At 61.9% G+C, this 26321-nt stretch carries 22 protein-coding genes, 4 tRNA genes and 2 pseudogenes; 23 read left to right on the top strand and 5 right to left on the bottom strand.

Annotation, left to right across the window (positions count from 1 at the left end):
* Positions 1 to 4 precede the first annotated feature (4 nt).
* Complete coding sequence (locus PM2_RS22200) at positions 5 to 319, bottom strand: helix-turn-helix domain-containing protein (RefSeq protein WP_028699651.1); 315 nt, start codon at positions 317 to 319, stop codon at positions 5 to 7.
* Between the two features lie 264 nt (positions 320 to 583).
* Between PM2_RS22200 and PM2_RS32125 the strand changes: the two are divergent.
* The 3 genes and pseudogenes from PM2_RS32125 to PM2_RS22190 all read left to right on the top strand — a co-directional run.
* Positions 584 to 865, top strand: a pseudogene (locus PM2_RS32125) (PAS domain-containing protein); the annotation flags it as partial.
* A gap of 789 nt (positions 866 to 1654) precedes the next feature.
* Positions 1655 to 2149 (top strand): annotated as a pseudogene (locus PM2_RS32120) (methyl-accepting chemotaxis protein); the annotation flags it as partial.
* Positions 2150 to 2162: 13 nt separating this feature from the next.
* A complete protein-coding gene (locus tag PM2_RS22190; protein WP_016714780.1) occupies positions 2163 to 3851 on the top strand; it encodes a putative bifunctional diguanylate cyclase/phosphodiesterase in 1689 nt (562 codons plus the stop codon).
* A gap of 22 nt (positions 3852 to 3873) precedes the next feature.
* On the opposite strand, the gene PM2_RS22185 is transcribed toward PM2_RS22190, so the two are convergent.
* Positions 3874 to 5622 carry a sigma-54-dependent Fis family transcriptional regulator gene (locus PM2_RS22185; protein WP_028699649.1) on the bottom strand — a complete coding sequence of 583 codons (1749 nt, stop codon included), beginning with the start codon at positions 5620 to 5622 and terminating at the stop codon, positions 3874 to 3876.
* A 223-nt stretch (positions 5623 to 5845) separates the two neighbouring features.
* On the opposite strand from PM2_RS22185, the gene PM2_RS22180 reads away from it, so the two are divergent.
* From PM2_RS22180 to PM2_RS22155, 6 genes are read left to right on the top strand one after another with little or no spacing between them, the layout of a single operon-like run.
* The gene (locus PM2_RS22180; protein ID WP_016714778.1) at positions 5846 to 6940 is read left to right on the top strand and encodes an ABC transporter ATP-binding protein; all 1095 of its coding nucleotides are present in this window, start codon (positions 5846 to 5848) and stop codon (positions 6938 to 6940) included.
* A complete protein-coding gene (locus PM2_RS22175; RefSeq protein WP_025754406.1) occupies positions 6940 to 8037 on the top strand; it encodes an ABC transporter ATP-binding protein in 1098 nt (365 codons plus the stop codon). Before PM2_RS22180 ends, PM2_RS22175 begins: the two co-directional genes overlap by 1 nt.
* Positions 8034 to 8897 carry a carbohydrate ABC transporter permease gene (locus PM2_RS22170; RefSeq protein ID WP_016714776.1) on the top strand — a complete coding sequence of 288 codons (864 nt, stop codon included), beginning with the start codon at positions 8034 to 8036 and terminating at the stop codon, positions 8895 to 8897. Before PM2_RS22175 ends, PM2_RS22170 begins: the two co-directional genes overlap by 4 nt.
* A 3-nt stretch (positions 8898 to 8900) precedes the next feature.
* Positions 8901 to 9701, top strand: coding sequence for a carbohydrate ABC transporter permease (locus PM2_RS22165; protein WP_016714775.1), 801 nt, complete (start codon positions 8901 to 8903; stop codon positions 9699 to 9701).
* A gap of 12 nt (positions 9702 to 9713) precedes the next feature.
* On the top strand, positions 9714 to 9986 hold the full coding sequence (locus PM2_RS22160; protein WP_016714774.1) for a DUF2160 domain-containing protein: 273 nt from the start codon (positions 9714 to 9716) through the stop codon (positions 9984 to 9986).
* A 39-nt stretch (positions 9987 to 10025) separates the two neighbouring features.
* Positions 10026 to 11765, top strand: a complete 1740-nt coding sequence (locus tag PM2_RS22155) for an ABC transporter substrate-binding protein (RefSeq protein WP_016714773.1) — start codon at positions 10026 to 10028, stop codon at positions 11763 to 11765.
* 76 nt (positions 11766 to 11841) lie between these two features.
* Here the strand turns inward: PM2_RS22155 and folD are convergent, their stop codons facing one another.
* Positions 11842 to 12696 carry a bifunctional methylenetetrahydrofolate dehydrogenase/methenyltetrahydrofolate cyclohydrolase FolD gene (gene folD / locus PM2_RS22150; RefSeq protein WP_016714772.1) on the bottom strand — a complete coding sequence of 285 codons (855 nt, stop codon included), beginning with the start codon at positions 12694 to 12696 and terminating at the stop codon, positions 11842 to 11844.
* A 270-nt stretch (positions 12697 to 12966) separates the two neighbouring features.
* Between folD and PM2_RS22145 the strand changes: the two genes are divergently transcribed.
* The 11 genes from PM2_RS22145 to PM2_RS22095 all read left to right on the top strand — a co-directional run bounded on the left by PM2_RS22145 (position 12967) and on the right by PM2_RS22095 (position 22684).
* Positions 12967 to 13043: transfer RNA gene (locus tag PM2_RS22145), tRNA-Arg, on the top strand.
* Between the two features lie 41 nt (positions 13044 to 13084).
* A tRNA-His gene (locus tag PM2_RS22140) sits at positions 13085 to 13160 on the top strand.
* Positions 13161 to 13212: 52 nt separating this feature from the next.
* A tRNA-Leu gene (locus PM2_RS22135) sits at positions 13213 to 13297 on the top strand.
* Between the two features lie 44 nt (positions 13298 to 13341).
* Positions 13342 to 13417: transfer RNA gene (locus PM2_RS22130), tRNA-His, on the top strand.
* 242 nt (positions 13418 to 13659) lie between these two features.
* Positions 13660 to 13959 (top strand): DUF6388 family protein, encoded by a 300-nt coding sequence (locus tag PM2_RS22125; protein ID WP_016714771.1) that lies wholly within the window; start codon positions 13660 to 13662, stop codon positions 13957 to 13959.
* 247 nt (positions 13960 to 14206) lie between these two features.
* Positions 14207 to 15520, top strand: coding sequence for a trigger factor (tig, locus tag PM2_RS22120; protein ID WP_016714770.1), 1314 nt, complete (start codon positions 14207 to 14209; stop codon positions 15518 to 15520).
* A gap of 91 nt (positions 15521 to 15611) precedes the next feature.
* Positions 15612 to 16253, top strand: coding sequence for an ATP-dependent Clp endopeptidase proteolytic subunit ClpP (clpP, locus tag PM2_RS22115; RefSeq protein ID WP_003259400.1), 642 nt, complete (start codon positions 15612 to 15614; stop codon positions 16251 to 16253).
* Between the two features lie 108 nt (positions 16254 to 16361).
* Positions 16362 to 17645, top strand: a complete 1284-nt coding sequence (gene clpX / locus PM2_RS22110; RefSeq protein WP_003250242.1) for an ATP-dependent Clp protease ATP-binding subunit ClpX — start codon at positions 16362 to 16364, stop codon at positions 17643 to 17645.
* Positions 17646 to 17809: 164 nt separating this feature from the next.
* Positions 17810 to 20206: an endopeptidase La gene (gene lon / locus PM2_RS22105; RefSeq protein WP_025754403.1), complete on the top strand. Its 2397-nt coding sequence runs from the start codon at positions 17810 to 17812 to the stop codon at positions 20204 to 20206.
* 152 nt (positions 20207 to 20358) lie between these two features.
* A complete protein-coding gene (hupB, locus tag PM2_RS22100) occupies positions 20359 to 20631 on the top strand; it encodes a nucleoid-associated protein HU-beta (RefSeq protein WP_003250246.1) in 273 nt (90 codons plus the stop codon).
* A 181-nt stretch (positions 20632 to 20812) separates the two neighbouring features.
* Complete coding sequence (locus PM2_RS22095; protein ID WP_019097183.1) at positions 20813 to 22684, top strand: SurA N-terminal domain-containing protein; 1872 nt, start codon at positions 20813 to 20815, stop codon at positions 22682 to 22684.
* A 55-nt stretch (positions 22685 to 22739) separates the two neighbouring features.
* Here the strand turns inward: PM2_RS22095 and PM2_RS22090 are convergent, their stop codons facing one another.
* Positions 22740 to 23780 carry a patatin-like phospholipase family protein gene (locus tag PM2_RS22090; RefSeq protein WP_016714767.1) on the bottom strand — a complete coding sequence of 347 codons (1041 nt, stop codon included), beginning with the start codon at positions 23778 to 23780 and terminating at the stop codon, positions 22740 to 22742.
* 180 nt (positions 23781 to 23960) lie between these two features.
* Here PM2_RS22090 and PM2_RS22085 point away from each other — a divergent pair, with 180 nt between their 5' ends.
* The 3 genes from PM2_RS22085 (at position 23961) to PM2_RS22075 (ending at position 25905) form a co-directional block, all read left to right on the top strand.
* On the top strand, positions 23961 to 24239 hold the full coding sequence (locus PM2_RS22085) for a hypothetical protein (protein WP_016714766.1): 279 nt from the start codon (positions 23961 to 23963) through the stop codon (positions 24237 to 24239).
* 14 nt (positions 24240 to 24253) lie between these two features.
* A complete protein-coding gene (locus PM2_RS22080) occupies positions 24254 to 25021 on the top strand; it encodes a CHAD domain-containing protein (protein WP_028699648.1) in 768 nt (255 codons plus the stop codon).
* Positions 25022 to 25107: 86 nt separating this feature from the next.
* Positions 25108 to 25905: an acyl-CoA thioesterase gene (locus PM2_RS22075; RefSeq protein WP_016714765.1), complete on the top strand. Its 798-nt coding sequence runs from the start codon at positions 25108 to 25110 to the stop codon at positions 25903 to 25905.
* Between the two features lie 32 nt (positions 25906 to 25937).
* On the opposite strand, the gene PM2_RS22070 is transcribed toward PM2_RS22075, so the two are convergent.
* Entirely contained in the window at positions 25938 to 26306 is a 369-nt protein-coding gene (locus tag PM2_RS22070) for an Mpo1-like protein (RefSeq protein WP_028699647.1), read from the bottom strand.
* Positions 26307 to 26321: the final 15 nt, after the last annotated feature.

The following is a 26321-nucleotide window of genomic DNA, read 5'->3' as shown; positions in this document are numbered from 1 at the left end:
CAGTTCAGGGCTTGGCCAGTGCCTGCTCCACTGCTGCAATCAGCTTGCCAAGATCCTTGGGCGGTGCGTTGTGAATGACGCCGAACAGGTACGCACGCTGCTCCTCTTCGTCGTCCGGCTCGGCGAAGAAGTCCTTGGGTTTGACGCCCAGCACCTGAGCAAACGCCATGAGTGCATCGATGCTGGGGGTATAGGTGCTGGTTTCGAAGCGGCTGATGGTCTTGGGATCGAAGCCGGTCCGTTCGGCCAGTTGTGCCTGGGTCAGGCCCGCCAGCTTGCGGTAGCGGCGCAGTGCGGTACCCAAAGCGGATCTCGTCATCACTTAATTCCCATTTAGAATCAAGAACTTAACGATATCTATCAGCATGGCGCAACGCCATGATTGATCACCTTTGTTTTATTTATGTGATGAATTTCGTAGAATTCACGGCTTGACCGGTCAGTCATCGTCAACATCCCTGTGGGGTTCGCCTCGTGCCCAACGGCGGGAAGCGCATGTGCCATTTGGAGCGGATCGCTACGGATCGGTTCCGATGGTTGTCGATGAGCTGAGTACCGGCACGTCAGTGAATGGAGTCTCATCGTGCGCCTCAACTTGCCGGTTACCCCGGTCGAGCAACGTTTTCCCCCTGATCAGCGGCTGATTTCTGCTACCGATACCGCCAGCCTGATCACCTACTGCAACCCCGAATTCGCCGCTATCAGCGGCTACAGCGAGGCCGAACTGATCGGCAGCCCGCACAACCTGGTGCGCCACCCGGACATGCCGCCGGCGGTGTACGCGTTGATGTGGCGCTACCTGAAAGCTGGCAAGAGCTGGATGGGCATCGTCAAGAACCGCTGCCGTAACGGCGACTACTACTGGGTCAACGCTTACGTCACGCCTATCCTCGAAGGCGGGCGTGTGGTCGGCTACGAGTCGGTGCGGGTGTGTCCCACGCGTGAGCAGGTGGCCCGTGCCGAAGCCCTGTATGCGCGGCTGCGCAACGGTCAGGCGGCATTGTCGGTGCCGCGTCGGCTGAACGTGCTGGCGCAGGCGCTGGCCTTGCCACTGGTGGGCGGGCTGCTGGCACTGGGCGCCAACCAGCTATGGCCTGGCCTGGTGGGGCAGGCGCTGACCCTGGGGCTGTTCCTGGCCTACGGCCTGTGGGCACGCGATGCCCTTGGCCGGCAGTTGCAGCAGGTTGTGCAAGGCGCCGACGGTGCCTTCGCCGATCCGGTTGCAGCCTTGACCTACAGCGACTTGCCGGGTGCCGCAGGGCAACTGCAACTGATGTTGATCAGCGAAGAGGCACGCCTGAAAACCGCATTGACGCGGTTAAGCGACCTGGCCGGGCAAATGTCCGTGGCCGCCCACGATGCCGGGCAGCTGTCGCGCGGCACTGAGGCCGCGCTGCTGGAGCAACGCGCCGAAACCGACCTGAGCGCCACGGCAATGAACCAGATGGCCGCCTCCATCGGTGAAGTGGCCAACCATGTCCAGTTGACCGCCGCCGAGGCACACACCGCGCACCTGCTGGCCGAGCAGGGTAGCCAGGTGGCAGATGCCAGCGGTGCAGCCATTCGTACCTTGGCCAGCACCGTGACGCAGATCAACCAGGCGGTCAGCCAGCTGGCCGGTCAGACCGGTGCCATCGCGGAGGCTACCGGAATGATCCGCGGCATTGCCGAGCAAACCAACCTGCTGGCCCTCAACGCTGCCATCGAGGCGGCGCGTGCGGGCGAGCAAGGGCGCGGCTTTGCCGTGGTCGCCGATGAGGTGCGGGCGCTGGCCGACAAGACCCGCCAGTCGACCCTGCACATCCAGGCCATCATCGATGCGCTGCGCAGTGGCGCCGAAGAAGCCGTGGCGATCGCCAGCCAGGGCATCGAAGGTGCCGAGCTGGGCGTTGCCCAGGTGCAGGAAGCGCGACAGGCGCTGCATGGCATTCGCGATGCGGTTCAGCGCATCAGCGACATGAGCCAGCAGATGGCGACCGCTTCGCAGCAGCAGTCGGCAGTGGCCGAAGACGTTTCGCGGCAGATCAACGGCGTAGCCGGTATTGCCCAGCACAGTGCCCACAGCGCCAACGCCGCTGCCTCGCGCGGCGCCGAACTGGAACAAGTGTGCGCCGGATTGCGCGCTCTGGTGGAGCGCTTCAACCGCTAAGGCAGGATGCTTTATGGATGATATCTATCGCGCGGCCGTGGACGCGGCCGCGATCTTTTCGGAAACCGACCTGCGTGGGAACATCACCTACGTCAACCAGCAGTTCTGCAGCATCTCGGGCTACAGCCGCGAGGAATTGCTGGGAGCCAACCACCGCATCCTCAACTCCGGCCTGCACGAGCCGGCGTTCTTCGTTGGCATGTGGCGGGCCTTGGCCGCCGGGCGGGTGTGGAAGGGCGAGATCTGCAACCGGTCCAAGGACGGTTCGCTGTACTGGGTCGACAGCACCATGGTGCCCTTGGTCGACCCGCTGACCGGCCTGGTGCGCAAGTACGTGTCGATCCGCTTTGACGTCACCGAGAAGCGCCAACTGCTGCACACCTTGCAATGGCGGGTGGGGCACGATGTGCTCACTGGCCTGCCCAATCGCGCCTACCTTTCCGACCTGTTGAACCAGGCCCTGGCCTACTCGCGGCGTGAAGACATCCCGCTGGCGGTGTGCATGCTCGACCTGGATGGCTTCAAGGCGGTCAACGACGGTTACGGGCACTCTGTGGGCGACCTGCTGCTGGTGGAAGTGGCCCAGCGCCTGAAGCGCATCCTGCGCGGGGGTGATGCCGTTGCCCGGTTGTCGGGCGACGAGTTCGTGCTGATCCTGCGCGACGTCGATGATGAGCGAAAGCTGCATGCAGCCCTGCGGCGGGTATTGCGGGCATTGGCGGCCCCCTGTGTGGTTCGGGGGCACACGCTGTCGCTCAGCGCCAGTATCGGCGTGACCCTGTACCCGCAGGATGACGAAGATGCCGATACCCTGGTGCGCCATGCCGACCAGGCCATGTATGTGGCCAAGCAGCGCGGGCGCAACCGGTATCACATGTTTGACGTGTCGCAGGAGCAGGAGCTCAAGGCCACTCACCAGACAGTGGCGCGGGTGCGACGGGCCCTTAACAACCGAGAGCTTTGCCTTTACTTCCAGCCCAAGGTCAACCTGCGCAGCGGCCAGGTGCTGGGCTTCGAGGGCTTGCTGCGCTGGCATCGGCCAGGCCGTGGCGTGGTGCCGCCCGGCGATTTCCTGCCTTGGGTAGAGCAGACCGACCTGATCGTTGAAATCGGCGAGTGGGTGCTCGACCAGGCCTTGACCCAGTTGCAGGCCTGGCAGCAGAAAGGGCAGCCCTGGTCGCTGAGTGTGAACATCGCCGCGCGGCATTTACAGCGCAGTGACTTTGCCGAGCGCCTGCAGCAGCTGTTGGCAGCGTACCCGGCGGTGGACCCGGCCAGGCTGGACCTGGAAATCGTCGAATCCGTCGCCATCGACAACCTGCAGCACGTCAGCCGTTGCCTGGACGCGTGCCGCGCACTGGGCGTGCGCTTCTCGCTGGACGATTTCGGTACCGGCTATTCGTCGTTGAGTTACCTGAAACGCTTGCCGACCCAGACGATCAAGATCGATCAGTCGTTCGTGCGTGACATCCTCCATGATCAGGACGACCTGGCGCTGACAGCGGCGGTGATCGGCCTGGCCCGGGCCTTTGGCCGGGAGGTGATCGCCGAGGGGCTGGAGAGCGTCGAGCACGGCCGGGTGCTGATGGGGCTGGGCTGCGAGCTGGCGCAGGGGTACTGCATTGCCCGGCCTATGCCGGCCAGTGAAGTGCAAGCCTGGGCACAGGCTTACCGGCAACCGGTGCAGTGGCGTAATCCTTGAGCGGCCGTGCAGGTCAATAGATTCATCGCTCACGCAGCCGCTTGTAGAGGGTGGTCCGGCTGATCCCCAGGCCGCGCGCCACTGCTGACAGGTTGCCATTGGCTTGTTCAACCAGCGTCTGCAGGTCTACCGCTTCGGTCGCCACCAGCACAGGCACCTGCAACTCGGCCAGAAACCCTGCAGGCAGGTGCTCGACGCCGACGGGCCCGCTGCCCGCCAAGGCCAGTGCCACCTGCACCACACTGACCAGTTCGCGCACATTGCCAGGCCAGGGGTGCTGATCGAGCAACTCCATAATGGCCGGGGGCAGCCGCGCCGGTTGCCCAGGCTCGCGGTAGCGGGCATGCACCTGGTCGATCAACTGCCGCCGGTCCGCACGCTCGCGCAGCGGCGGCAGCACCACCGTCAGCCCGGCAATGCGGTAATACAAATCCTGACGAAAGCGCCCGGCACGCACCTCTTCGGCCAGGTCGCGGTTGCTCGCCGACACCACGCGGATATCCACCGCTACCGGTTCGCCGCTGCCCAGCGGCTGGATGCTGCGCGATTGCAACACGCGCAGTAGCCGGGCCTGGGTAGGCAGCGGCATGTCGCCGATCTCATCGAGAAACAGGATGCCGTGGTCGGCCTTGCGGATCAGCCCCGGGTTGCCTTTGTGGTGGGCGCCGGTGAACGCGCCTTTGTCGTAGCCGAACAGCTCCGACTCCACCAGTTCGGCCGGGATCGCCGCGCAGTTGACGGCGACCAGGGGCTTGTTGGCGCGGCTGCTGGCACGGTGAAGGGTTTCCACGAACACTTCCTTGCCTACACCGGTTTCACCCTGCACCAACACTGGAATGTCCTTTTCCAGCAGCAGGCCGGCCTGCACTCGCGCTTTTTCCAGGCGCGGCTCGCCGTTGCCAGGTTCAGGACGGTGGGGCGTTTCGCGTGGCGGTTGCCACTGACAATGAAAGCGGTTGCGCCCGGTGGCCTGGAGGGCGAAGGGCTGTTGCCGGGGATGGCTGAGTAACTGCTGCAGGGGCAACTGGAACAGCTGCTCGATGTTCTGCCGCAACGGGTTACCACCGAGCAGGCTGTCGGCCCGGTGGTTGGCGGCCAGCACCTGCCCATGCTCATCGAACACCAGCAGGCCGGCCCAGGGGCTGTCGAGGTTGTCGGAGGCGCTGTTGAAGATCAGTTGTGCGTGCTGGTCGGCATGTTCGGCAAGGATCAGTCGGTTTTCCAGGCTCTGGCCCATCATGCGCACCAGGCCCAGTGTCTGGCTGGGCGGCAGATAGCCGTCGCTAGCCACGTCGAACACCCCGACCAGTTGCCGTGCGGCGTCGAACAGGGGGGCGGCGGCGCTGTACATGTAGCGGTTCTGGCGCAGGAAGTGCTCGTCCTGGCCGACGTGAATGGCCTGGGCACAAATCAGCGCGGTGCCCAAGGCATTTGTGCCAACGCCGCGCTCGTGCCAGTGGGCGCCGGCGCTGAAACCATGCTGCTGGCGCGGCTCGATGAAACGCCGCGAACCCCAGCTGTCGAGCAGGCAGCCGCTGGCATCGGCCAGCATCACCAGGTAGCTGGCGTTGCCTAGCAGGTGTGCATATTGCGGCAGCACTTCCTCGCGGGTCAGGCGCAGCAGGGCTTGGCGTTTCTCCAGCAGTTCGCTGAGTTCGGCGCGGGTCAGGCAGTCGAAGTCCGGTGCATGCTGCGGTTGCAAACCGTGATCGCGGCAGCGGGCCCAGGATGCCTGGATGAGTTGGGCATGGGTCGGAGCGGATGCGGCCATGGGCCTGTCCTGTGTGGTTGTTGTTATGGGCGGACCGCTGTTCAGTGTTGTTCACGGGTGTTCATTGTCAAACTGGCAGGTGTTCAGTTGTTCAGTGATTGTGTTCACTTGCGAACCCCCGATTTGTGTGGTCTGTCGCTCAGGCCTCAAGCCAGAGCATCGGGGAGCAACTGGCACGGAACTGGCTGTGCCCGGCAGACAACAACGACAAGAAGGCCATGCCATGTCCCTGGTGCTGGAGCAGGTCAGCCGCAGCGTCGACAACCAGCCGTGGATCGTCGATGCCTCGCTGCGTTTCGAGCCTGGTTCGTTCAACGTGCTGCTGGGCCGCACCCTGGCCGGCAAGACCAGCCTGATGCGCCTGATGGCCGGGCTCGATCGCCCGGACCGGGGCCGGGTACTGATGGATGGCCAGGACGTGACGGGTGTGCCGGTGCGCCAGCGTAACGTGTCGATGGTGTACCAGCAGTTCATCAATTATCCGACCTTGAGCGTGTACGAAAACATCGCCTCGCCGCTGCGCCAGGCGCGCATGGCCGAGGCGGACATCCGTAGGCGTGTGCAGGAAACTGCCGAGATGTTGCGCATCGAAACCTACCTGCAGCGCCTGCCGCTGGAGCTGTCCGGCGGCCAGCAGCAACGCACGGCGATGGCCCGGGCGCTGGTCAAGGATGCCTCGTTGATCCTCTTTGACGAGCCGTTGGTCAACCTCGACTACAAGTTGCGCGAAGGCCTGCGCCAGGAGCTTCGCGAGCTGTTCGCGGCGCGCCACTGCATTGCGGTATACGCCACCACCGAGCCCAACGAGGCGCTGGCGCTGGGCGGCACCACCACCCTTGTGCATGAGGGTCGCATCGTGCAAAGCGGCCCCACCGCCGAGGTGTATCAGCGCCCGGGCAGTGTGCTGGCGGCCGAACTGTTCTCCGAGCCGCCGATCAACCTGGTGCCTGGCCGTATCAGTGGCAACGAGGTGAGCCTGGCCCAGGCCGTGCATTTTGCCCGCAATGCCGACTTGCAGGCGCTTGCCGAAGGCGACTACCGCTTTGGCGTGCGCCCCAGCCATATCACCCTGGTGCCCGCCCACGATGATGACCTGGAACTGGCGGTGCTGGTGGAGCTGGCCGAGATCAGCGGTTCCGAAACGTTCCTGCATGTGCGTAACGAGCATTGGCGCATGATCCTGCACCTGCCCGGGGTGCATGAATACCAGGTGGACACGCCGATCCGCGTGTTCATCCCCACCCACAAGCTGTTCGTCTTCGACAGCGCCGGGGCGTTGGTGCAGGCCCCGGGGTTGCGCCAGGCAAGGAGAGGGTGATGGCCGAAATCCGCCTGCGCCAACTGGCGCACAGTTACAGTCGCCAGCCCGCCAGCGAGGCGGACTATGCCCTGCACGCGCTGGAGCATGTATGGGAGCAGGGCGGCGCCTACGCGTTGCTTGGGCCGTCGGGCTGCGGCAAGTCGACCCTGCTCAATATCATTTCCGGGCTGCTGACGCCGTCCCATGGCGAGGTGCTGTTCGACGGCAAACCGGTCAACCAGCTGTCGCCGCAAGCGCGCAACATTGCCCAGGTGTTTCAGTTCCCGGTGGTGTACGACACCATGACGGTGTTCGACAACCTGGCCTTCCCCTTGCGCAACCAAGGGCTGGATGAAGCCCGGGTGCGTGCCCGGGTGGAAGAAATTGCCGAGGTGCTCGACCTGTCTGCCGTGTTGCGCAAGAAGGCGCGCAACCTCAGCGCCGACGAAAAGCAGAAAGTCTCCATGGGCCGCGGCCTGGTGCGCGATGACGTGTCGGCGATCCTGTTCGACGAGCCGCTGACGGTGATCGACCCGCACCTGAAGTGGAAGCTGCGGCGCAAGCTGAAGCAGATTCACGAGCAGTTCAACATCACCATGATCTACGTCACCCATGACCAGCTGGAGGCATCGACCTTCGCTGACAAGATCGCAGTGATGCACGGTGGCCGCATCGTTCAGTTCGGCACCCCGCGTGAGCTGTTCGAGCGGCCCCGGCATACCTTTGTCGGCTACTTCATCGGCAGCCCGGGCATGAACCTGATCGAGGTGCGTGCCGAAGCCGACGGGGTGGCGTTTGGTGATGTCCACCTGGCGCTGCCCGATGGCCTGCGCGAACGGCTGGCGGCAACGGCAGGCGGGCGCTTGCAAGTGGGCATCCGACCAGAATTCGTGCAGCTGTGGGACAGCCCGTTCGATGGCGCCATCCCCGCACGCGTGCTGGATATCGAAGACCTGGGCACCTACCGCATCGTCACCGTCGAAGTAGGCGGTGTCGCGCTGAAGGCGCGCCTGGGCGAGGACCGCCCGTTGCCTGTGGATCAGGCCTGGGTCAGCTTGCCGGCGCAGTGGTTGATGCTGTACGTCGACGATGTGCTGCTGGAGGCCGGGCCATGAACAAAGTGCCGAACAACAAAGCCTGGTGGCTGGTGCTGCCGGTGTTCCTGCTGGTGGCGTTCAGCGCGGTGGTACCGATGATGACCGTGGTCAACTACTCGGTGCAGGATATTTTCGACCAGTCCAACCGCTACTTCGTCGGTGCCGACTGGTACCGCCAGGTGCTGCGCGACCCGGCGTTGCATGATGCGCTACTGCGCCAGTTCATCTATTCCGCCTGCGTACTGCTGATCGAGATCCCGCTGGGCATCGGCATTGCCCTGACCATGCCGACCAAGGGGCGCATGGCGTCGGTGTGCCTGATCGTCATGGCCATCCCGCTGCTGATCCCGTGGAACGTGGTGGGCACCATCTGGCAGATCTTCGGCCGTGCCGACATCGGCCTGCTTGGCGCTACCCTGGCCAAGCTCGGGGTCAGCTACAACTACGCCGGCGACCCGTTCGACGCCTGGCTTACGGTGCTGGTGATGGACGTATGGCACTGGACGTCACTGGTGGCACTGCTGTGCTATTCGGGCCTGCGCGCCATCCCCGACGTGTACTACCAGGCCGCGCGCATCGACCGTGCTTCGGGCTGGGCGGTGTTCCGCCACATCCAGCTGCCCAAGCTGAAGAATGTGCTACTCATCGCGGTGATGCTGCGCTTCATGGACAGCTTCATGATCTACACCGAGCCGTTCGTGCTGACCGGTGGCGGGCCGGGTAACGCCACCACTTTCCTCAGCCAGACCCTCACGCGCATGGCCGTGGGGCAGTTCGACCTGGGCCCGGCGGCGGCGTTCTCGCTGGTGTACTTCCTGATCATCCTGCTGGTGTCGTGGCTGTTCTACACAGCCATGACCCATGCCGACAAGGACTAGCCCATGAGCACGCGCAAAACGCTGGCCCTGCTGCTGTATTTCTTCTTCCTGCTGGTGCCGATCTACTGGTTGCTGAACATGTCGTTCAAGAGCAACACCGAGATCCTTGGCGGCCTGACCCTGTGGCCGCAGGCATTCACCCTCGACAACTACCGGGTGATCTTCACCGATGCCAGCTGGTACAGCGGTTACATCAACTCGCTGTACTACGTGTGCCTGAACACGCTGATTTCGTTGCTGGTGGCGCTGCCGGCGGCCTATGCCTTCTCGCGCTACCGCTTCCTCGGCGACCGGCACCTGTTCTTCTGGCTGCTGACCAACCGCATGGCGCCCCCGGCGGTGTTCCTGCTGCCGTTCTTCCAGCTGTACTCGTCGATCGGCCTGTTCGACACCCATATAGCCGTGGCCCTGGCCCATTGCCTGTTCAACGTGCCGCTGGCGGTGTGGATCCTGGAGGGCTTCATGTCGGGCGTGCCAAAGGAAATCGACGAAACGGCCTACATCGACGGCTACAGCTTCCCGCGCTTCTTCATGAAGATCTTCATTCCGCTGATTGGCTCTGGTATCGGCGTGACGGCGTTTTTCTGCTTTATGTTTTCCTGGGTCGAGCTGCTGCTGGCGCGCACCCTGACCTCGGTGAATGCCAAGCCGATTGCTGCCGTGATGACCCGCACCGTGTCGGCCTCGGGTATCGACTGGGGGGTGCTGGCGGCGGCGGGGGTACTGACCATTTTGCCGGGCATGCTGGTGATCTGGTTCGTGCGCAACCATGTGGCCAAGGGCTTTGCCCTGGGCCGGGTGTGAGGAGGGCAACGCATGGAGTGGATGGCCTGGACCTTGCCGACGGCGCTGTTCTTTGCTGCCGTTGGTGTGCTGCTGCTGGGCATGACACTGCTTGAGCTGCGCCGCCCTTGCGTGGAGCGGCGCGGCTTCTTGCCGTTGGTCACCAGCCGGGGTGACCGCTTGTTCATCGGCCTGCTGGCCAGCGCCTACCTGCATTTGCTGGTGGTCGGTGTCAGCGATTGGCCGTTGTGGGTGGCCTCGCTGCTGTCGCTGGCGTGGCTGGTGGTGGTGCTGCGCTGGGGCTGAGCGAGCGGCCCTGTGGATTAACAGAAACGGGAGATCACAATGTTCGATAACAAGCATAAAACGCGACATTTGACCCTGGCCGCGTTGCTGGTGCTGGCCAGCGTGCATGGCACAGCCTGGGCCGACCAATACGAGGACGCCGCGAAGAAATGGCTTGGCAGCGAGTTCAAGCCATCGACGCTAACGCCGGAACAGCAGATGGCCGAGATGAAGTGGTTCATCAAGGCCGCCGAGCCGTTCCGTGGCATGAAGATCAACGTGGTGTCGGAAACCATCACCACCCATGAATACGAGTCCAAAGTGCTGGCCAAGGCCTTCAGCGAAATCACCGGCATCCAGCTGACCCACGACCTGCTCCAGGAAGGCGACGTGGTGGAGAAACTGCAGACACAGATGCAGTCGGACAAGAACATCTACGACGGTTGGGTCAACGACTCCGACCTGATCGGTACGCACTTTCGCTACGGCAAGGTGGAATCGATCACCGACCTGATGGCCAACGAAGGCAAGGACTACACCTCGCCGACCCTGGACCTGAAGGACTTCATCGGCATTTCCTTCACCACCGCGCCAGACGGCAAGGTCTACCAGCTGCCTGACCAGCAGTTCGCCAACCTGTACTGGTTCCGCGCCGACTGGTTCGAGCGCCCTGAGCTGAAAGCCAAATTCAAGGAAAAGTACGGCTACGAGCTGGGTGTGCCGGTTAACTGGTCGGCCTATGAAGACATTGCCAAGTTCTTTACCGAAGACGTCAAGGAAATCGACGGCAAGCGCGTCTATGGCCATATGGACTACGGCAAGAAAGACCCGTCGCTGGGCTGGCGCTTCACGGATGCCTGGTTCTCCATGGCTGGTGGTGGCGACAAAGGGCTGCCCAACGGCCTGCCGGTGGATGAATGGGGCATTCGCGTGGAGGACTGCCACCCGGTGGGCTCCAGTGTCACCCGTGGCGGCGACACCAACGGCCCGGCCGCTGTATATGCCACCCAGAAGTACGTGGACTGGATGCGTGCCTATGCGCCCAAGGAAGCGCAGGGCATGACCTTCTCCGAGGCGGGGCCGGTGCCGGCGCAGGGCAACATCGCCCAGCAGATCTTCTGGTACACCGCGTTTACCGCCGACATGACCAAGCCCGGATTGCCGGTGGTGAATGCCGATGGCACGCCGAAGTGGCGCATGGCGCCCTCGCCGAAGGGACCTTATTGGGAGGAGGGGATGAAGCTGGGCTATCAGGACACAGGATCGTGGACGTTCTTCAAGTCCACCCCCGAGAAGCAACGCCTGGCAGCGTGGTTGTATGCCCAGTTCGTCACCTCCAAGACCGTCTCGCTGAAGAAGACCATCGTCGGCCTGACGCCGATTCGCGAGTCGGACATCAACTCCCAGGCCATGACCGACCTGGCACCCAAGCTGGGTGGGCTGGTGGAGTTCTACCGCAGCCCGGCACGGGTGCAGTGGACACCCACCGGTACCAACGTACCGGATTATCCACGGTTGGCGCAGTTGTGGTGGAGCCATATCGCCGAGGTGGCCAGCGGCGAGAAGACCCCGCAGGAAGCGCTGGATGGCCTGGCGCGGGATCAGGACCGCATGATGGAACGCTTGCAACGGTCCAATGCCCAGGCCACCTGTGCGCCCAAGCTAAACCCGGAGAAGGATGCCCAGTACTGGTTCGACCAGCCGGGTGCTCCGAAACCCAAGCTGGCCAACGAAAAACCCAAGGGCGAGACGGTCAGCTACAACGAGCTGCTTAAATCGTGGGAAGCGGCCAGGAAGTGATCGCCTAAGCTCAGTGATTAACCACAGGCAAAAAAAACGGCACCTGCCAGAGGTGCCGTTTTCATTTTGCGCCGTGTTACTTGTGCAGCTCTTCTGCCGCATACAGCGTGTTTTCCAGCAGGCAGGCACGGGTCATCGGCCCGACGCCACCCGGCACCGGCGTGATCCAGCCAGCGCGCGGCAGGGCGGTCTCGTAGACCACGTCGCCAACCAGCTTGCCGTCTTCCTGGCGGTTGATGCCCACGTCGATGACGATAGCGCCTTCCTTGACCCACTCACCCTTGACCAGGCCCGGCTTGCCGGCGGCCACGACCACCAGGTCGGCGCGCCCGACATGGCCAGCCAGGTCTTTGGTGAAGCGGTGGCAGACGGTGACGGTGCAGCCGGCCAGCAGCAGTTCCATGGCCATCGGGCGACCCACGATGTTGGAAGCGCCAACGATCACCGCATCCATGCCGTACAGGTCCTGGCCGGTGCTTTCCAGCAGGGCCATGATGCCTTTCGGCGTGCACGGGCGCAGCAGCGGGATGCGCTGGGCCAGGCGGCCGATGTTATACGGGTGGAAACCGTCCACATCCTTGTCCGGGCGAATGCGCTCGAGCAGCAGGGAGGCGTCCAGGTGCGCCGGCAGCGGCAACTGCAGCAGGATGCCGTCGACAGCCGGGTCGTCATTGAGGCGGTCGATCAGCTCGGTCAGGGCCTGCTGCGAGGTCTCGCTGGGCAGGTCGAACGCCTGCGAAATGAAGCCGACCTCTTCGCAGTCCTTGCGCTTGTGCGAGACATAGACTTGGGAGGCGGGGTCGGTGCCGACCAGGATCACTGCCAGGCCCGGCGTACGCAGGCCTTGCTGGCGACGCTCCACGACACGTTGAGCGATCTGCTTGCGCAGGTTGGCGGCGATCGCCTTGCCATCGATTAGGTGTGCAGTCATAGACGCGTGATTAACCATCGAGAAGGAAACAATAAAGAGCGCGCATTCTCGCACGACACGGCCCACGGGCAAAGGCGGGTGGTCGGGCAAATCCCCTAACCCCTTAAATAATTTAAATTTTTTTTAAAAAGGTGTTGACGAGGTACAGGGTCGACTATAAGATTCGCCGCACTTGTCGGGCACAGCCTAGCACTGGTTGGCTAAGTCGGGCAGAATGAGTGGTTTAGCAGTTATCTGTTAAGGTCTCGTTCGGTTAGGCTTCAAGCTTAAGCGCCCGTAGCTCAGCTGGATAGAGCATCCGCCTTCTAAGCGGATGGTCGCAGGTTCGAGTCCTGCCGGGTGCGCCATTAGGCAGCTTTGGCACGCAAGTAGGCGGTAATGCAATATGGTGGGCGTAGCTCAGTTGGTAGAGCGCTGGATTGTGATTCCAGTTGTCGTGGGTTCGATTCCCATCGTCCACCCCATATTTTTCAAGGGCGCCTCGATAGCATCTGGCGCCTTTGTTTTAAGCGTTACGCGGACGTGGTGAAATTGGTAGACACACTGGATTTAGGTTCCAGCGGCGCAAGCTGTAAGAGTTCGAGTCTCTTCGTCCGCACCATGCTTCTGTAAGGTAGTGCCGCAACATCGCAAGACTGCAATATGGTGGGCGTAGCTCAGTTGGTAGAGCGCTGGATTGTGATTCCAGTTGTCGTGGGTTCGATTCCCATCGTCCACCCCATATTCTTGAAAAGGCGCCTTGATCGTGAGATCGGGCGCATTTTTTTTTGGGGTTGTGTGGCTGCGGTGTGCATGTCTTGAGTGTTCTGGCGCCTGTGAGATCGAGCGCCACAAACCTCACGCCAGAAACTAGCGACCGCGACGCAATTCCCCCTTGCAATCCTCTGGTGACACCCCAATAAAAGCTGTTAGATTTCAGCCGGTTGAAACAACGGCCCAGTTGGCGGGCAGAGGAACAACCCTATGATCGCAAAAGAAGCCCGTCAGGCCCTGGCGCTACAGCGCTTTGCCGAGGCCAATCCGCAGCTGCTCGAAGAGATCCGCGAGCTGGATCCGCGCGAGCAGGCCCAGCAGATCGAATGGGCATTCGAGGATGCGGCCGAGGAGCAGGGTATCCAGCCTTGGGAGCTGGCCCTGCAACTGATCGCCGAAACCCCGGAGCAACTGCAGGCCATGCGCCTGGAGACGCACCGCGAGGTCGCCGAGGCGCTGGGGATGGAATGGGAAGAGTACTGCCAGTTCAACGAAATCGACCCTGAATAAAGGAAGCGAAATCGTTGTTGGCAGTTGTTTGACAAGGTATTTCGGCTGTAGGGCGCCCCAGGTGTCGTGCGGCCCTTATTGAAACAGGTCTGGCGGTGCGCCGTACGGGCCTTGAAAGTTAATCGACCGGCGTGGTTTCCCGTCGTCCCGAGTGGGGTGACTTCTGCTGCGCGACTCACTAGAATGCTTGCCCTTGATTCTGGAGTCGGGCTAACGCCGGCTAACGTCTGTGCAACGAGGAATATCCATGCAAGTTTCTGTTGAAAACACTTCCGCTCTCGAGCGCCGCATGACCATCGCCGTTCCGGCCGAGCGCGTCGAGAACGAAGTCAACAAGCGTCTGCAGCAGACTGCCAAGCGCGCCAAGGTTGCCGGCTTCCGCCCAGGCAAGGTGCCAATGAGCGTGATCCGTCAGCGCTTCGAGGCCGATGCCCGCCAAGAGGCTTTCGGTGACCTGGTCCAGGCTTCCTTCTACGAAGCCATCGTCGAGCAGAAGCTGAACCCGGCTGGCGCTCCGGCTGTAGAGCCCAAGTCCTTCGAAAAGGGCAAGGACCTGGAATTCGTCGCCACCTTCGAAGTGTTCCCTGAGTTCACTGTTGCCGGCCTGGAGTCGATCAGCGTCGAGCGCCTGAGCGCCGAAGTGGCTGACGCCGACCTGGACAACATGCTGGAAGTGCTGCGCAAGCAGAACACCCGCTTTGAAGCCGTCGAGCGCGCCGCGCAGAACGACGACCAGGTCAACATCGACTTCGTCGGCAAGGTCGACGGTGAAGTGTTCGCCGGTGGTTCGGCCAAGGGCACCCAGCTGGTACTGGGCTCCGGCCGCATGATCCCAGGCTTTGAAGACGGCCTGGTTGGCGCCAAGGCTGGCGAAGAGCGCGTTGTCAACGTGACCTTCCCAGAGGACTACCAGAACCTGGACCTGGCTGGCAAAGCCGCCGAGTTCACCATCACCGTCAACAGCGTTGCCGCCCCTGTGCTGCCAGAGCTGAACGAAGAATTCTTCGCCCAGTTCGGCATCAAGGAATCGACCCTGGAAGGCTTCCGCACCGAGGTTCGCAAGAACATGGAGCGTGAACTGCGTCAGGCGATCAAGACCAAGGTCAAGAACCAGGTCATGGACGGTCTGCTGGCCGCCAACCCGATCGAAGTGCCAAAAGCCCTGCTGGAAAACGAAGTCAACCGTCTGCGCGTGCAGGCTGTTCAGCAGTTCGGTGGCAACATCAAGCCAGAGCAACTGCCAGCCGAGCTGTTCGAAGAGCAAGCCAAGCGCCGCGTTGTGCTGGGCCTGATCGTTGCTGAAGTGGTCAAGCAGTTCGAACTGAAGCCGGACGACGCCAAGGTTCGCGAAATGATCGAAGAAATGGCTTCGGCTTACCAGGAGCCTGAGCAGGTCATCGCTTGGTACTACAAGAACGACCAGCAACTGAACGAAGTGCGTTCGGTTGTGCTGGAAGAACAAGTTGTAGATACTGTTCTGCAGAAAGCGACTGTGACCGACAAGTCGGTCTCGTACGAAGATGCCGTTAAACCAGCACAGGCTCCTGCCGAAGCTGAGTAATAAGGTTCTCTCGTAGGAAACCCCCACAAGCCAGCCTTCGAGCTGGCTTGTGCGTATTCAAGCCATGACTATTTGGGAGTGAGCGCAGGACATGTCCCGCAATTCTTATATTCAGCAGAGCTCTGACATCCAGGCCGCAGGCGGCCTGGTCCCGATGGTTATCGAGCAGTCCGCCCGTGGCGAACGCGCTTACGACATCTACTCGCGCCTGTTGAAGGAGCGTGTAATTTTCCTGGTCGGCCCGGTAGAGGACTACATGGCCAACCTCGTCGTTGCGCAACTGCTGTTCCTTGAAGCGGAAAACCCGGACAAGGATATCCATCTGTACATCAACTCGCCGGGTGGCTCCGTCACCGCCGGCATGTCGATTTACGACACCATGCAGTTCATCAAGCCGGACGTTTCGACCATCTGCATCGGCCAGGCCTGCAGCATGGGCGCCTTCCTGCTGGCTGCCGGTGCCAAAGGCAAGCGTCACTGCTTGCCGAACTCGCGCGTGATGATCCACCAACCGTTGGGCGGCTTCCAGGGGCAGGCGACCGATATCGAGATCCATGCCCAGGAAATCCTCAATATCAAGGCCCGTCTGAACGAGCTGCTGGCCTACCACACCGGCCAGGACCTCGAGACCATCAAGCGCGACACCGAGCGTGACAACTTCATGAGCGCCTCGCGCGCGGCCGAGTACGGCCTGATCGACTCGGTCTACGACAAGCGGCAACTGGCCTCCTGAACCGGGGCGCCAGAGCAGGTAGGTGCGCAAAGCGCCTACCTGCGGACTTGAAAAAGCCCGCAATTGCCTTCATCTTGTGTTGCAAGCCTACCGGATTGGATCGATCGAATGACTGACACCCGTAACGGCGAGGACAGCGGCAAATTGCTTTATTGCTCCTTCTGCGGCAAAAGCCAGCACGAAGTGCGCAAACTGATTGCCGGGCCCTCGGTATTTATCTGCGACGAGTGCGTCGACCTGTGCAATGACATCATCCGTGAGGAGGTGCAGGAAGCCCAGGCCGAGAGCAGCGCGCACAAATTACCTTCGCCGAAAGAAATCAGCGGCATCCTGGACCAGTACGTCATTGGTCAGGAGCGCGCGAAGAAGGTGCTGGCCGTAGCGGTGTACAACCACTACAAGCGCCTGAACCAGCGTGACAAGAAGGGTGACGAAGTCGAACTGGGCAAGAGCAACATCCTGCTCATCGGGCCGACCGGCTCGGGCAAGACCCTGCTCGCCGAAACCCTGGCACGCCTGTTGAACGTACCGTTCACCATTGCCGACGCCACCACCCTGACCGAAGCCGGTTATGTGGGTGAGGACGTCGAGAACATCATCCAGAAGCTGTTGCAGAAGTGCGACTACGACGTGGAAAAGGCCCAGATGGGCATTGTCTACATCGACGAGATCGACAAGATCTCGCGCAAGTCGGACAACCCGTCCATCACCCGTGACGTTTCGGGCGAGGGCGTGCAGCAGGCGTTGTTGAAACTGATCGAAGGCACCGTGGCTTCGGTTCCGCCGCAAGGTGGCCGTAAACACCCGCAACAGGAATTCCTGCAGGTTGATACCCGCAACATCCTGTTCATCTGTGGTGGTGCGTTCTCGGGCCTGGAAAAGGTTATCCAGAACCGCTCCACCAAAGGTGGTATCGGTTTTGGCGCCGAAGTGCGCAGCAAGGAAGAGGGCAAGAAGGTTGGCGAGTCCCTGCGTGAGGTCGAGCCGGACGATCTGGTCAAGTTTGGCCTGATTCCGGAATTCGTCGGCCGTCTGCCGGTGCTGGCGACCCTCGACGAGCTGGACGAGGCTGCGCTGATGCAGATTCTCACCGAGCCGAAGAATGCCCTGACCAAGCAGTATGCCAAGCTGTTCGAGATGGAAAGCGTCGACCTCGAGTTCCGCAGTGATGCACTCAAGGCCGTTGCCCGCAAGGCTCTGGAGCGCAAGACTGGCGCCCGTGGCCTGCGTTCGATCCTCGAAGGCGTGCTGCTCGACACCATGTACGAGATCCCTTCCAAGAAGGATGTCAGCAAGGTGGTGATCGATGAGAGCGTCATCGAGGGTACCTCGCAGCCGCTGATGATCTACGAAAACAGCGAGCCGCAAGCCAAGGCCGCGCCAGACGCCTGATTCAGGCAAAGGCCGGTTCACGGTTGCAAGCAAGGAGGGGGCCTACGGGCCCCTTTCTGCTTTTCCTGCGCTAGCGCTTGTAATTTCCCAAGTGTACCCCCACATTAGGTCCAAGCATCATTTCCACCGGTTTCCGGCCATAAGGCCGCTGTAGAGGCGAAATCATGAAGACCACCCTCGACTTGCCTCTTTTGCCATTGCGCGATGTCGTTGTTTACCCGCACATGGTTATCCCGCTGTTCGTGGGGCGCGAAAAATCCATCGAGGCCCTCGAGGCCGCGATGACGGGCGAAAAGCAGATCCTTCTGCTGGCCCAGAAGAACCCGGCCGACGACGACCCGGGCGAGGACGCCCTGTACCGCGTCGGTACCGTTGCCACCGTGCTGCAACTGCTGAAGCTGCCTGATGGCACCGTCAAGGTGCTGGTCGAAGGCGAGCAGCGTGGCGCTGTCGAGCGTTTCACCGAAGTAGAAGGGCACATCCGTGCCGAAGTCTCCCTGATCGACGAAACCGACGCCGCCGAGCGCGAGTCGGAAGTGTTCGTGCGCACGTTGCTGTCGCAGTTCGAGCAATACGTACAACTGGGCAAGAAGGTCCCTGCCGAAGTGCTGTCTTCGCTGAACAGCATCGAAGAGCCAGGGCGTCTGGTCGACACCATGGCCGCCCACATGGCCCTGAAGATCGAACAGAAGCAGGAAATTCTCGAAATCGTCGACCTGCCAACCCGTGTCGAGCACGTGCTGGCGCTGCTGGATGCCGAAATCGACCTGCTGCAGGTCGAAAAGCGCATTCGCGGCCGGGTCAAGAAGCAGATGGAGCGCAGCCAGCGCGAGTACTACCTGAATGAGCAGATGAAGGCCATTCAGAAAGAACTCGGCGATGGCGATGAAGGCCACAACGAAGTCGAAGAGCTGAAAAAGCGCATCGAAGCCGCTGGCCTGCCCAAGGATGCCCTCACCAAGGCCCAGGCCGAGCTGAACAAGCTCAAGCAGATGTCGCCGATGTCGGCCGAAGCCACCGTGGTGCGCTCGTACCTCGACTGGCTCGTGCAGGTACCGTGGAAGGCCCAGAGCAAAGTGCGCCTGGACCTGGCCAAGGCCGAGGAAATTCTCGATGCCGACCACTATGGCCTGGAAGAGGTCAAGGAACGCATCCTCGAATACCTTGCCGTGCAAAAGCGCGTCAAGAAAATCCGTGGCCCGGTGCTGTGCCTGGTCGGCCCTCCCGGTGTCGGCAAGACCTCGCTGGCCGAGTCGATCGCGGCCGCTACCAACCGCAAGTTCGTTCGCATGGCCTTGGGTGGCGTGCGTGACGAAGCCGAAATTCGTGGTCACCGCCGCACCTACATTGGCTCCATGCCAGGCCGTCTCATCCAGAAGATGACCAAGGTGGGCGTGCGCAACCCGCTGTTCCTGCTCGACGAAATCGACAAAATGGGCAGCGACATGCGTGGCGACCCGGCCTCGGCGCTGCTGGAAGTACTCGACCCGGAGCAGAACCACAACTTCAACGACCACTACCTGGAGGTTGATTACGACCTCTCGGACGTGATGTTCCTGTGCACCTCGAACTCGATGAACATCCCGCCGGCGTTGCTCGACCGCATGGAAGTCATCCGCCTGCCGGGCTACACCGAGGACGAGAAGATCAACATCGCGGTCAAGTACCTGGTGCCCAAGCAGGTCAAGGCCAACGGCTTGAAGAAAGAAGAGCTGGAAGTCGACGTTTCGGCGATCCGCGACATCATCCGCTACTACACCCGCGAAGCCGGTGTGCGGGGCCTGGAGCGGCAAATTGCCAAGGTATGCCGCAAGGTGGTCAAGGAACATACCGGGCAGAAGCAGGTCAAGGTCAAGGTGGCCAGCGAGCAGCTGGAACACCTGCTGGGCGTGCGCAAGTTCCGCTACGGCCTGGCCGAGCAACAGGACCAGATCGGCCAAGTCACCGGCCTGGCATGGACCCAGGTGGGCGGCGAACTGCTGACAATCGAAGCCGTGGTCATCCCCGGCAAGGGCCAGCTGATCAAGACCGGTTCGTTGGGCGATGTGATGGTCGAGTCGATCACTGCCGCACAGACCGTGGTGCGTAGCCGCGCTCGCAGCCTGGGTATTGCCGCCGACTTCCACGAGAAGCATGACGTGCATATCCACATGCCGGAAGGCGCTACGCCGAAGGATGGCCCAAGTGCCGGTATCGGCATGTGCACCGCGCTGGTGTCGGCGCTGACGCAGATTCCGGTGCGCGCCGATGTGGCCATGACCGGCGAAATCACCCTGCGTGGCCAGGTGCTGGCCATTGGCGGGTTGAAGGAAAAACTGCTGGCGGCACACCGTGGCGGGATCAAGACGGTGATCATTCCCGAGGAGAATGTTCGCGATTTGAAGGAGATTCCTGAAAATATCAAACAGGATCTGCAGATCAAACCGGTCAAATGGATTGACGAAGTCCTGCAAATTGCGCTGCAATACGCCCCGGAGCCCTTGCCAGATGTGGCTCCGGAGATTGTCGCGAAAGATGAAAAGCGCGACGGCGATGCTAAGGAAAGAATCAGCACGCATTAGTAGTTTTTGGCTGGGGGGCTTTCCTTGACAGTTTTTTCGGGGCCTTGCTATAAAGCGGCACGCTATTGTCATCAGGCCACCCAGCGCACGTTTCATAAGCTTTTCATTACATACTTAGAAACAAACTCAATAGAGAAATAAGGGGACTTAGAGTGAACAAGTCGGAACTGATTGACGCTATCGCCGCATCTGCTGACATCCCGAAAGCTGTAGCCGGCCGTGCGCTGGACGCAGTCATCGAATCCGTCACCGGCGCCCTGAAGCAAGGTGACGATGTGGTACTGGTTGGCTTCGGTACCTTCTCGGTCAAGGAACGCGCCGAGCGCACCGGCCGTAACCCGCAAACCGGCAAGGCGATCAAGATCGAAGCCGCCAAGGTTCCAGGTTTCAAGGCAGGCAAAGGCCTGAAAGACGCCGTCAACTAAGTCGTCTTTCAGCCGGACCCGGCCTGGCCTGGTCCGAGCACGGTGATGGCGGGGCGCAAACGTTCCCGCCTGACACGTTTGCTAAGCAAAGGCGCATCCTCGGATGCGCCTTTCTTTTATCAGGATTCTACCCACGCTCCGCGGTTGTCGACGCAGTGGTACAGCCGTTTCTGGGGGACGCATGCTGCAAAATATCAGGGACAATTCACAAGGTTGGATTGCCAAGACCATCATCGGCCTTATCGTCGTGTTGATGGCGTTGACCGGCTTTGAAGCCATTTTCCAGGCCGCCACCCATAGCCAGGACGCCGCCAAGGTGAACGGCCAGACCATCAGCCAGAACGAGCTCAGCCAGGCCGCTGACATGCAGCGCCGTCAGCTGATGCAACAGTTGGGCAAGGATTTCGACCCGGCGCTGCTGGATGACAAATTGTTGCGTGAAGAGGCCCTCAAGGGCCTGATCAGCCGCAAGCTGCTGCTGCAAGGCGCCGAAGATGCCAAGTTCGCCTTCTCCGAAGCCGCGCTGGATCAGGTGATCCTGCAGACGCCGGAATTCCAGGTGGACGGCAAGTTCAGTGCTGACCGTTTCGACCAGGTCATCCGCCAGATGGGCTACGGCCGCATGCAGTTCCGTGACATGCTTGCCGAGGAAATGCTCATTGGCCAGCTGCGCACCGGCCTGGCCGGCAGCAGCTTCGTCACCGACCAGCAGGTGGATGCTTTCGCCCGCCTGGAGAAGCAGACCCGCGACTTCGCTTCCCTGACCTTCAAGGCCGACCCGGCCTCGGTCAAGGTCAGCGACGAAGAGGTCAAGGCGCACTACGACCAGCACGCCAAGGAGTTCATGTCGCCTGACCAGGTGGTGATCGACTACATCGAGCTGAAGAAGTCGGCGTTCTTCGACCAGGTCAACGTGACCGACGAAGAGCTCAAGGCCCAGTACGAGAAAGAAATCGCCAACCTCGCGGAACAGCGCCATGCCGCGCACATCCTCATCGAGGTCAACGATAAAGTCACCGACGCCCAGGCCAAGGCCCGTGCTGAAGAGATTGAGCAGCGTCTGGCCAAGGGTGAAGACTTTGCCGCATTGGCCAAGGAGTTCTCTCAGGACCCAGGCTCGGCCAACAACGGTGGTGACCTCGGCTTCGCCGGCCCGGGCGTGTACGACCCGGCCTTTGAAGACGCGCTGTACAAGCTGCAGGATGGCCAGGTATCGACCCCGGTACGCACCGAGTTCGGCTACCACCTGATCAAGCTGCTGGGCGTGCAAGCGCCAGAAGTGCCGAGCTTCGCCAGCCTGAAGGACAAACTGACCCGCGACCTGAAGATCCCGTTGGTCGAGCAGCGTTACGTCGACGCCAGCAAGCAGCTGCAGGATGCTGCCTACGAGGCCTCCGACCTGGCTCAGCCGGCCCAGGACCTGAACCTCAAGGTGCACACCTCCGCAGCCTTCGGCCGCGAGGGTGGCGAAGGCATCACTGCCAACCGTTCGGTGGTACAGGCTGCGTTCTCCGAAGAAGTGCTGGACGAAGGTGCCAACAGCACCGCCATCGAGCTCGACCCGGAAACCACCGTGGTACTGCGCGTCAAGGAGCACCGCAAGCCGGAGCAACTGCCGCTGGAGGCCGTGGCCAAGAACATCAGCGAGCAGCTGGCCAAAGACAAGGCGACCGCCGAACTCAAGGCCAAGGCAGACAAGCTGATTGCCGGCCTGCGTGACGGCTCCATCGCAGCGGGCAGCGTGCATGAAGGGCAGGGCTGGAAGGCCTATGAGGCTGTTACCCGTGGCGAGGACGGTATTGACCCGGCCGAACTGCAGGCACTGTTCCGCCTCGGCAAGCCGCAGGCCAAGGACAAGCCGGTTTACGGCAGCGTAGTGCTGCGTGACGGTAGCCTGGTGGTGCTGCAGCTCAAGGGTGTTAACGAAGGCGCCACCGCCACCGACGAAGAGAAGCAGCAGATCCGCCGCTACCTCGCGTCGCGCGCTGGCCAGCAGGACTTTGCGGCTTATCGCAAACAGCTGGAAGCCAATGCAGACATCACCCGTTACTAAGGTGATCATTGCATGAAGAAACAGGCCGCCTTGTGCGGCCTGTTTCATTTCTGCGCTAGCGCTTTACACCCTCATAGTTATCTAGCGTATCGCGCGCAATCTCCCGCCCCAAAGCAATCAGCTCCGGCGCTTTGTAAAACTCGAAAAACCGGCACACCCGCTTGGGCACGTTGATCAGTACATCCGGTGGATAGCCGGCGATCTTGTACTGCGCCAGCGAGGTCTGCATCACTTCGAAGCTCTGGTTGATCAAATCCAGCAGCGAAGCCGGCCCCACGTTGTCAATGATGAACGAGCCGGTCGCCGACTTGGGCGCCCCCTCGCGCTCGGGGGCCGCTGCCGGTTGCTGGCCTTCCGGGTTGGCGGCATCTGCCAGCCACGGGTTCGGCGGCGCCAGCCCTTCGGCAACGATCTCCTGTTCGATGCGTATCAGCTCTTCCGCCGGCTTGCGCCGGAACGGCAAGCGAGAGCCCAATGAGCTCAGCAGGGAGTCAAAACGCATCTTGAACGCCGCCGGGCGCTCGATCACTGGCAATTGATACTGCTTCTGGTTGGTGGCGTTGAGGTTGACCGCGATGATCAGGTCGCAGTGGCTGGACACCACCGGCACGATCGGCAGCGGGTTGAGGATGCCGCCGTCGACCAGCATGCGATTGCCCTGCATCACCGGCGTGAACAGGCTGGGGATGGCCGCCGAGGCGCGCATGGCCTGGTGCAGGCAACCCTCCTGAAACCAGATTTCCTGCTGGTTGGTGAGGTCGGCGGCAACCGCCGTGTAGGGGATGCGCAGTTGTTCGATGTTGATCTCGCCGACGATCTTGCGGATCTGCCCGAACACCTTGTCACCACGAATGGCGCCGAGGCGAAAGCTCACGTCCACCAGGCGCAGTACATCCAGGTAGTCGAGGCTCTCGATCCAGTTGCGGTAGTCTTCCAGCTTGCCGGCGGCGTAGATGCCGCCAATCACCGCCCCCATGGAGCACCCGGCGATGCAGGCGATGTCGTAGCCCCGGCGCTCGATTTCCTCAATCACGCCAATGTGCGCATATCCTCGGGCGCCGCCCGATCCCAATACCAGTGCCACGCGTTTACTCATGAACATTCCTCGGGCCGTGCAACCATGGTCCTACAATGCACCCTTGGCGGCCTGTGCTTCAATGTAGATCGCGCTGAGCTACTGTGATAATGCTGGCCACGCAAAGTTGGCTGGGCAGGGCACTTTTCAGTTGCCCGGGCGTCGAACAGCCACCGTTTTTTTACCATTGAGGTCATACCGATGAAAGCCTGGATCTGCCTTCCACTGATTGCCCTGGCCTTGGCAGGCTGCGCGGGCAAGACGGCCTACCGCGACAACTGCGCCACCCAGCTGGATGCCGCCTGGAAGGAGCTGGACCTGGCCAAGGCCGAAGGCTTTGCCGGTGCCGTGAGCTACTCCAAAGCCTTGTCGCTGCTGACCGGCGCGAAGACCCAGCAGCAGTTCGAAGGCTACGAAAGCTGTACCCGCAAGGCCGAGAAGGCGCGGTTCTACATTCGTGAGTCTCGCGCCGGGCGCTGACCGAGGAGCGTCTTATGTCTGCCATGCTCGATCATGTAGTTGCCCAGATGCTGGCCGTGCAGGTACGTCTGCTGGCGTGTCGCGAGCGCCTGGCTGCCAATACCGACAGCGAGGCGCTGCATGACCTGCGTATTACCTTGCGCCGTCTACGCAGCCTGCTGAGGCCCCTGCGCGGGTTGCCAGGCGTGGAACAGCTGGAGGATGCCGCCAGGGCCTTGGGTACCCTGACCACGCCGCTGCGCGATCGTGAGGTGCTGGCAGCCGAGCTGATCGCGCGCGGCCACGTCGCGGTCGGGCAGCGGCGCCTGGAAGGGCGGGACAGGACCTTCGCCAGTGTGGCTACCAGCCCGCAGCTGGCGCGTGTGCTGGCGATTGTCGACGCGTTTCCGTTGTTTCTGCGGGCAGCCGGCCGCGAGGGGCTGACCAGGTCACTGGGCAAGCGCATCGACAAGCGCCTGGTCAAGCAGTGGCGTACATTGCACAAAGCCTTGCAGGATCCGGCTCACGACCGTCACCGCCTGCGCTTGCTGATCAAGCGTGCGCGCTATGGCGATGAAGCCTACCCGCAGCTCGACCACGCCGGGAAAAAGCTGCAGCGCTTGCTGAAAAAGGCGCAGAGCGACCTGGGGGGCTGGCATGACCGCCTGCAGTGGCTGCTGCAGGCGCGCGACCATGCAGACCTTGCCCCCTGCCAGGCCGACTGGGAGCGGGAGTTGCACGAAGCCGAGCGCCAGTCGGACGTGACGCTGGATGCCATGTCGCAGGCACTGGAGCGGCGTTAGCCCGAACAATGACCGATATGCGGGCTGATCGCCCAGGGTTTGCTGGCTAGGATGGGCAGACCCTTTCTGCAGGCAGGAGCCGGCCCATGAATTTCACTCAACTGCTCGACGCTGTGCGAGCCAACTCGGAAGCCGTCAGCATCCCGCCCAGCTGGGCCCAGGGCCGCGCTGCCTTTGGCGGGCTGATGGCGGCCATGGTCTATGAGGCCATGCGCCTGAAACTCACCGACAGCCGGCCGGTACGCTCGCTGGCCATCAGCTTCGTAGCGCCTGCGGCCGCGGACGTGCCCATTCGCTTCGAGGTGGAGGTGCTGCGCGAAGGCAAGGCTGTCAGCACCTTGCTGGGCCGCGCGGTCCAGGATGGCCAGGTGGTGACCTTGGTGCAAGGCAATTTCGGCGCGGGGCGCCCATCTGTCGTCGATGTACCGGCATTACCGGCCATGGAAATGAAAGCGCTTGAAGACGCCGCACCCGAACTGCCCTATATCAAGGGCGTCACACCCGAGTTCATGCGCCATGTCGCCTTGCGCTGGGCGTTGGGCGGTTTGCCGTTCAGTGGCAATCAGTCGCGCAAGATGGGCGGTTGGGTACGGTTGCGGGATGTGGCAGAAGAACAGGTCAATGAAGCACACCTGCTGGCGCTGGTCGATGCCTGGCCGCCGAGCCTGATGCCGTTTCTCAAACAACCGGCTGCTGGCAGTACGCTGACCTGGACCATCGAGTTCATCCAGCCTACGGCGAAATTGTCGACCTTTGACTGGTGCCGCTATTGCGTGGAAACCGAACATGCGCGGGATGGCTATGGGCATGCTGCGGCCGCCCTTTGGACGGCAGAGGGCGAATTGCTGGCCCTGAGCCGGCAGACCGTGACCGTATTTGCCTGATCAATCCTGGGAGCGCAAACAGCCCCTTGGCATCAATGCCGGTGCTTGTGTCGCTCCCGCCAGGCCTTCCACCACGCCCCGCTCAGCACAAAGCGTGGAAAGGTAATGAACTGCTCGGTCAGCAATCGCTGCACCGCGTCCTGACGATTGGCGAACGGCTCAGGCTGCTCGGCTTCCAACCGGTGCCCCTGGCGCTGCAAACCAAGCCCCGCAATCAGGGCGATCACGCCGACGGCAATCTGCCCCAGAACCAGGGCGAACAGGCCGGACAGAACCAACAGCGCACCCAGAATGAACAGCGGCACGGCAATCAGGTGCAGCACGAGGTTGGTTGGGTGGCGGTGGTTGTGGTGGTAGCCACGCCATTGCCAGGCGGGCAGGTTGGGCAGACGCTTGCTCATGGGCATTTCCTCACG

The organism is Pseudomonas monteilii NBRC 103158 = DSM 14164, assembly GCF_000730605.1.
GTDB classification, from domain to species: domain Bacteria; phylum Pseudomonadota; class Gammaproteobacteria; order Pseudomonadales; family Pseudomonadaceae; genus Aquipseudomonas; species Aquipseudomonas monteilii.
This window is presented reverse-complemented; position numbering and strand designations above follow the sequence as displayed.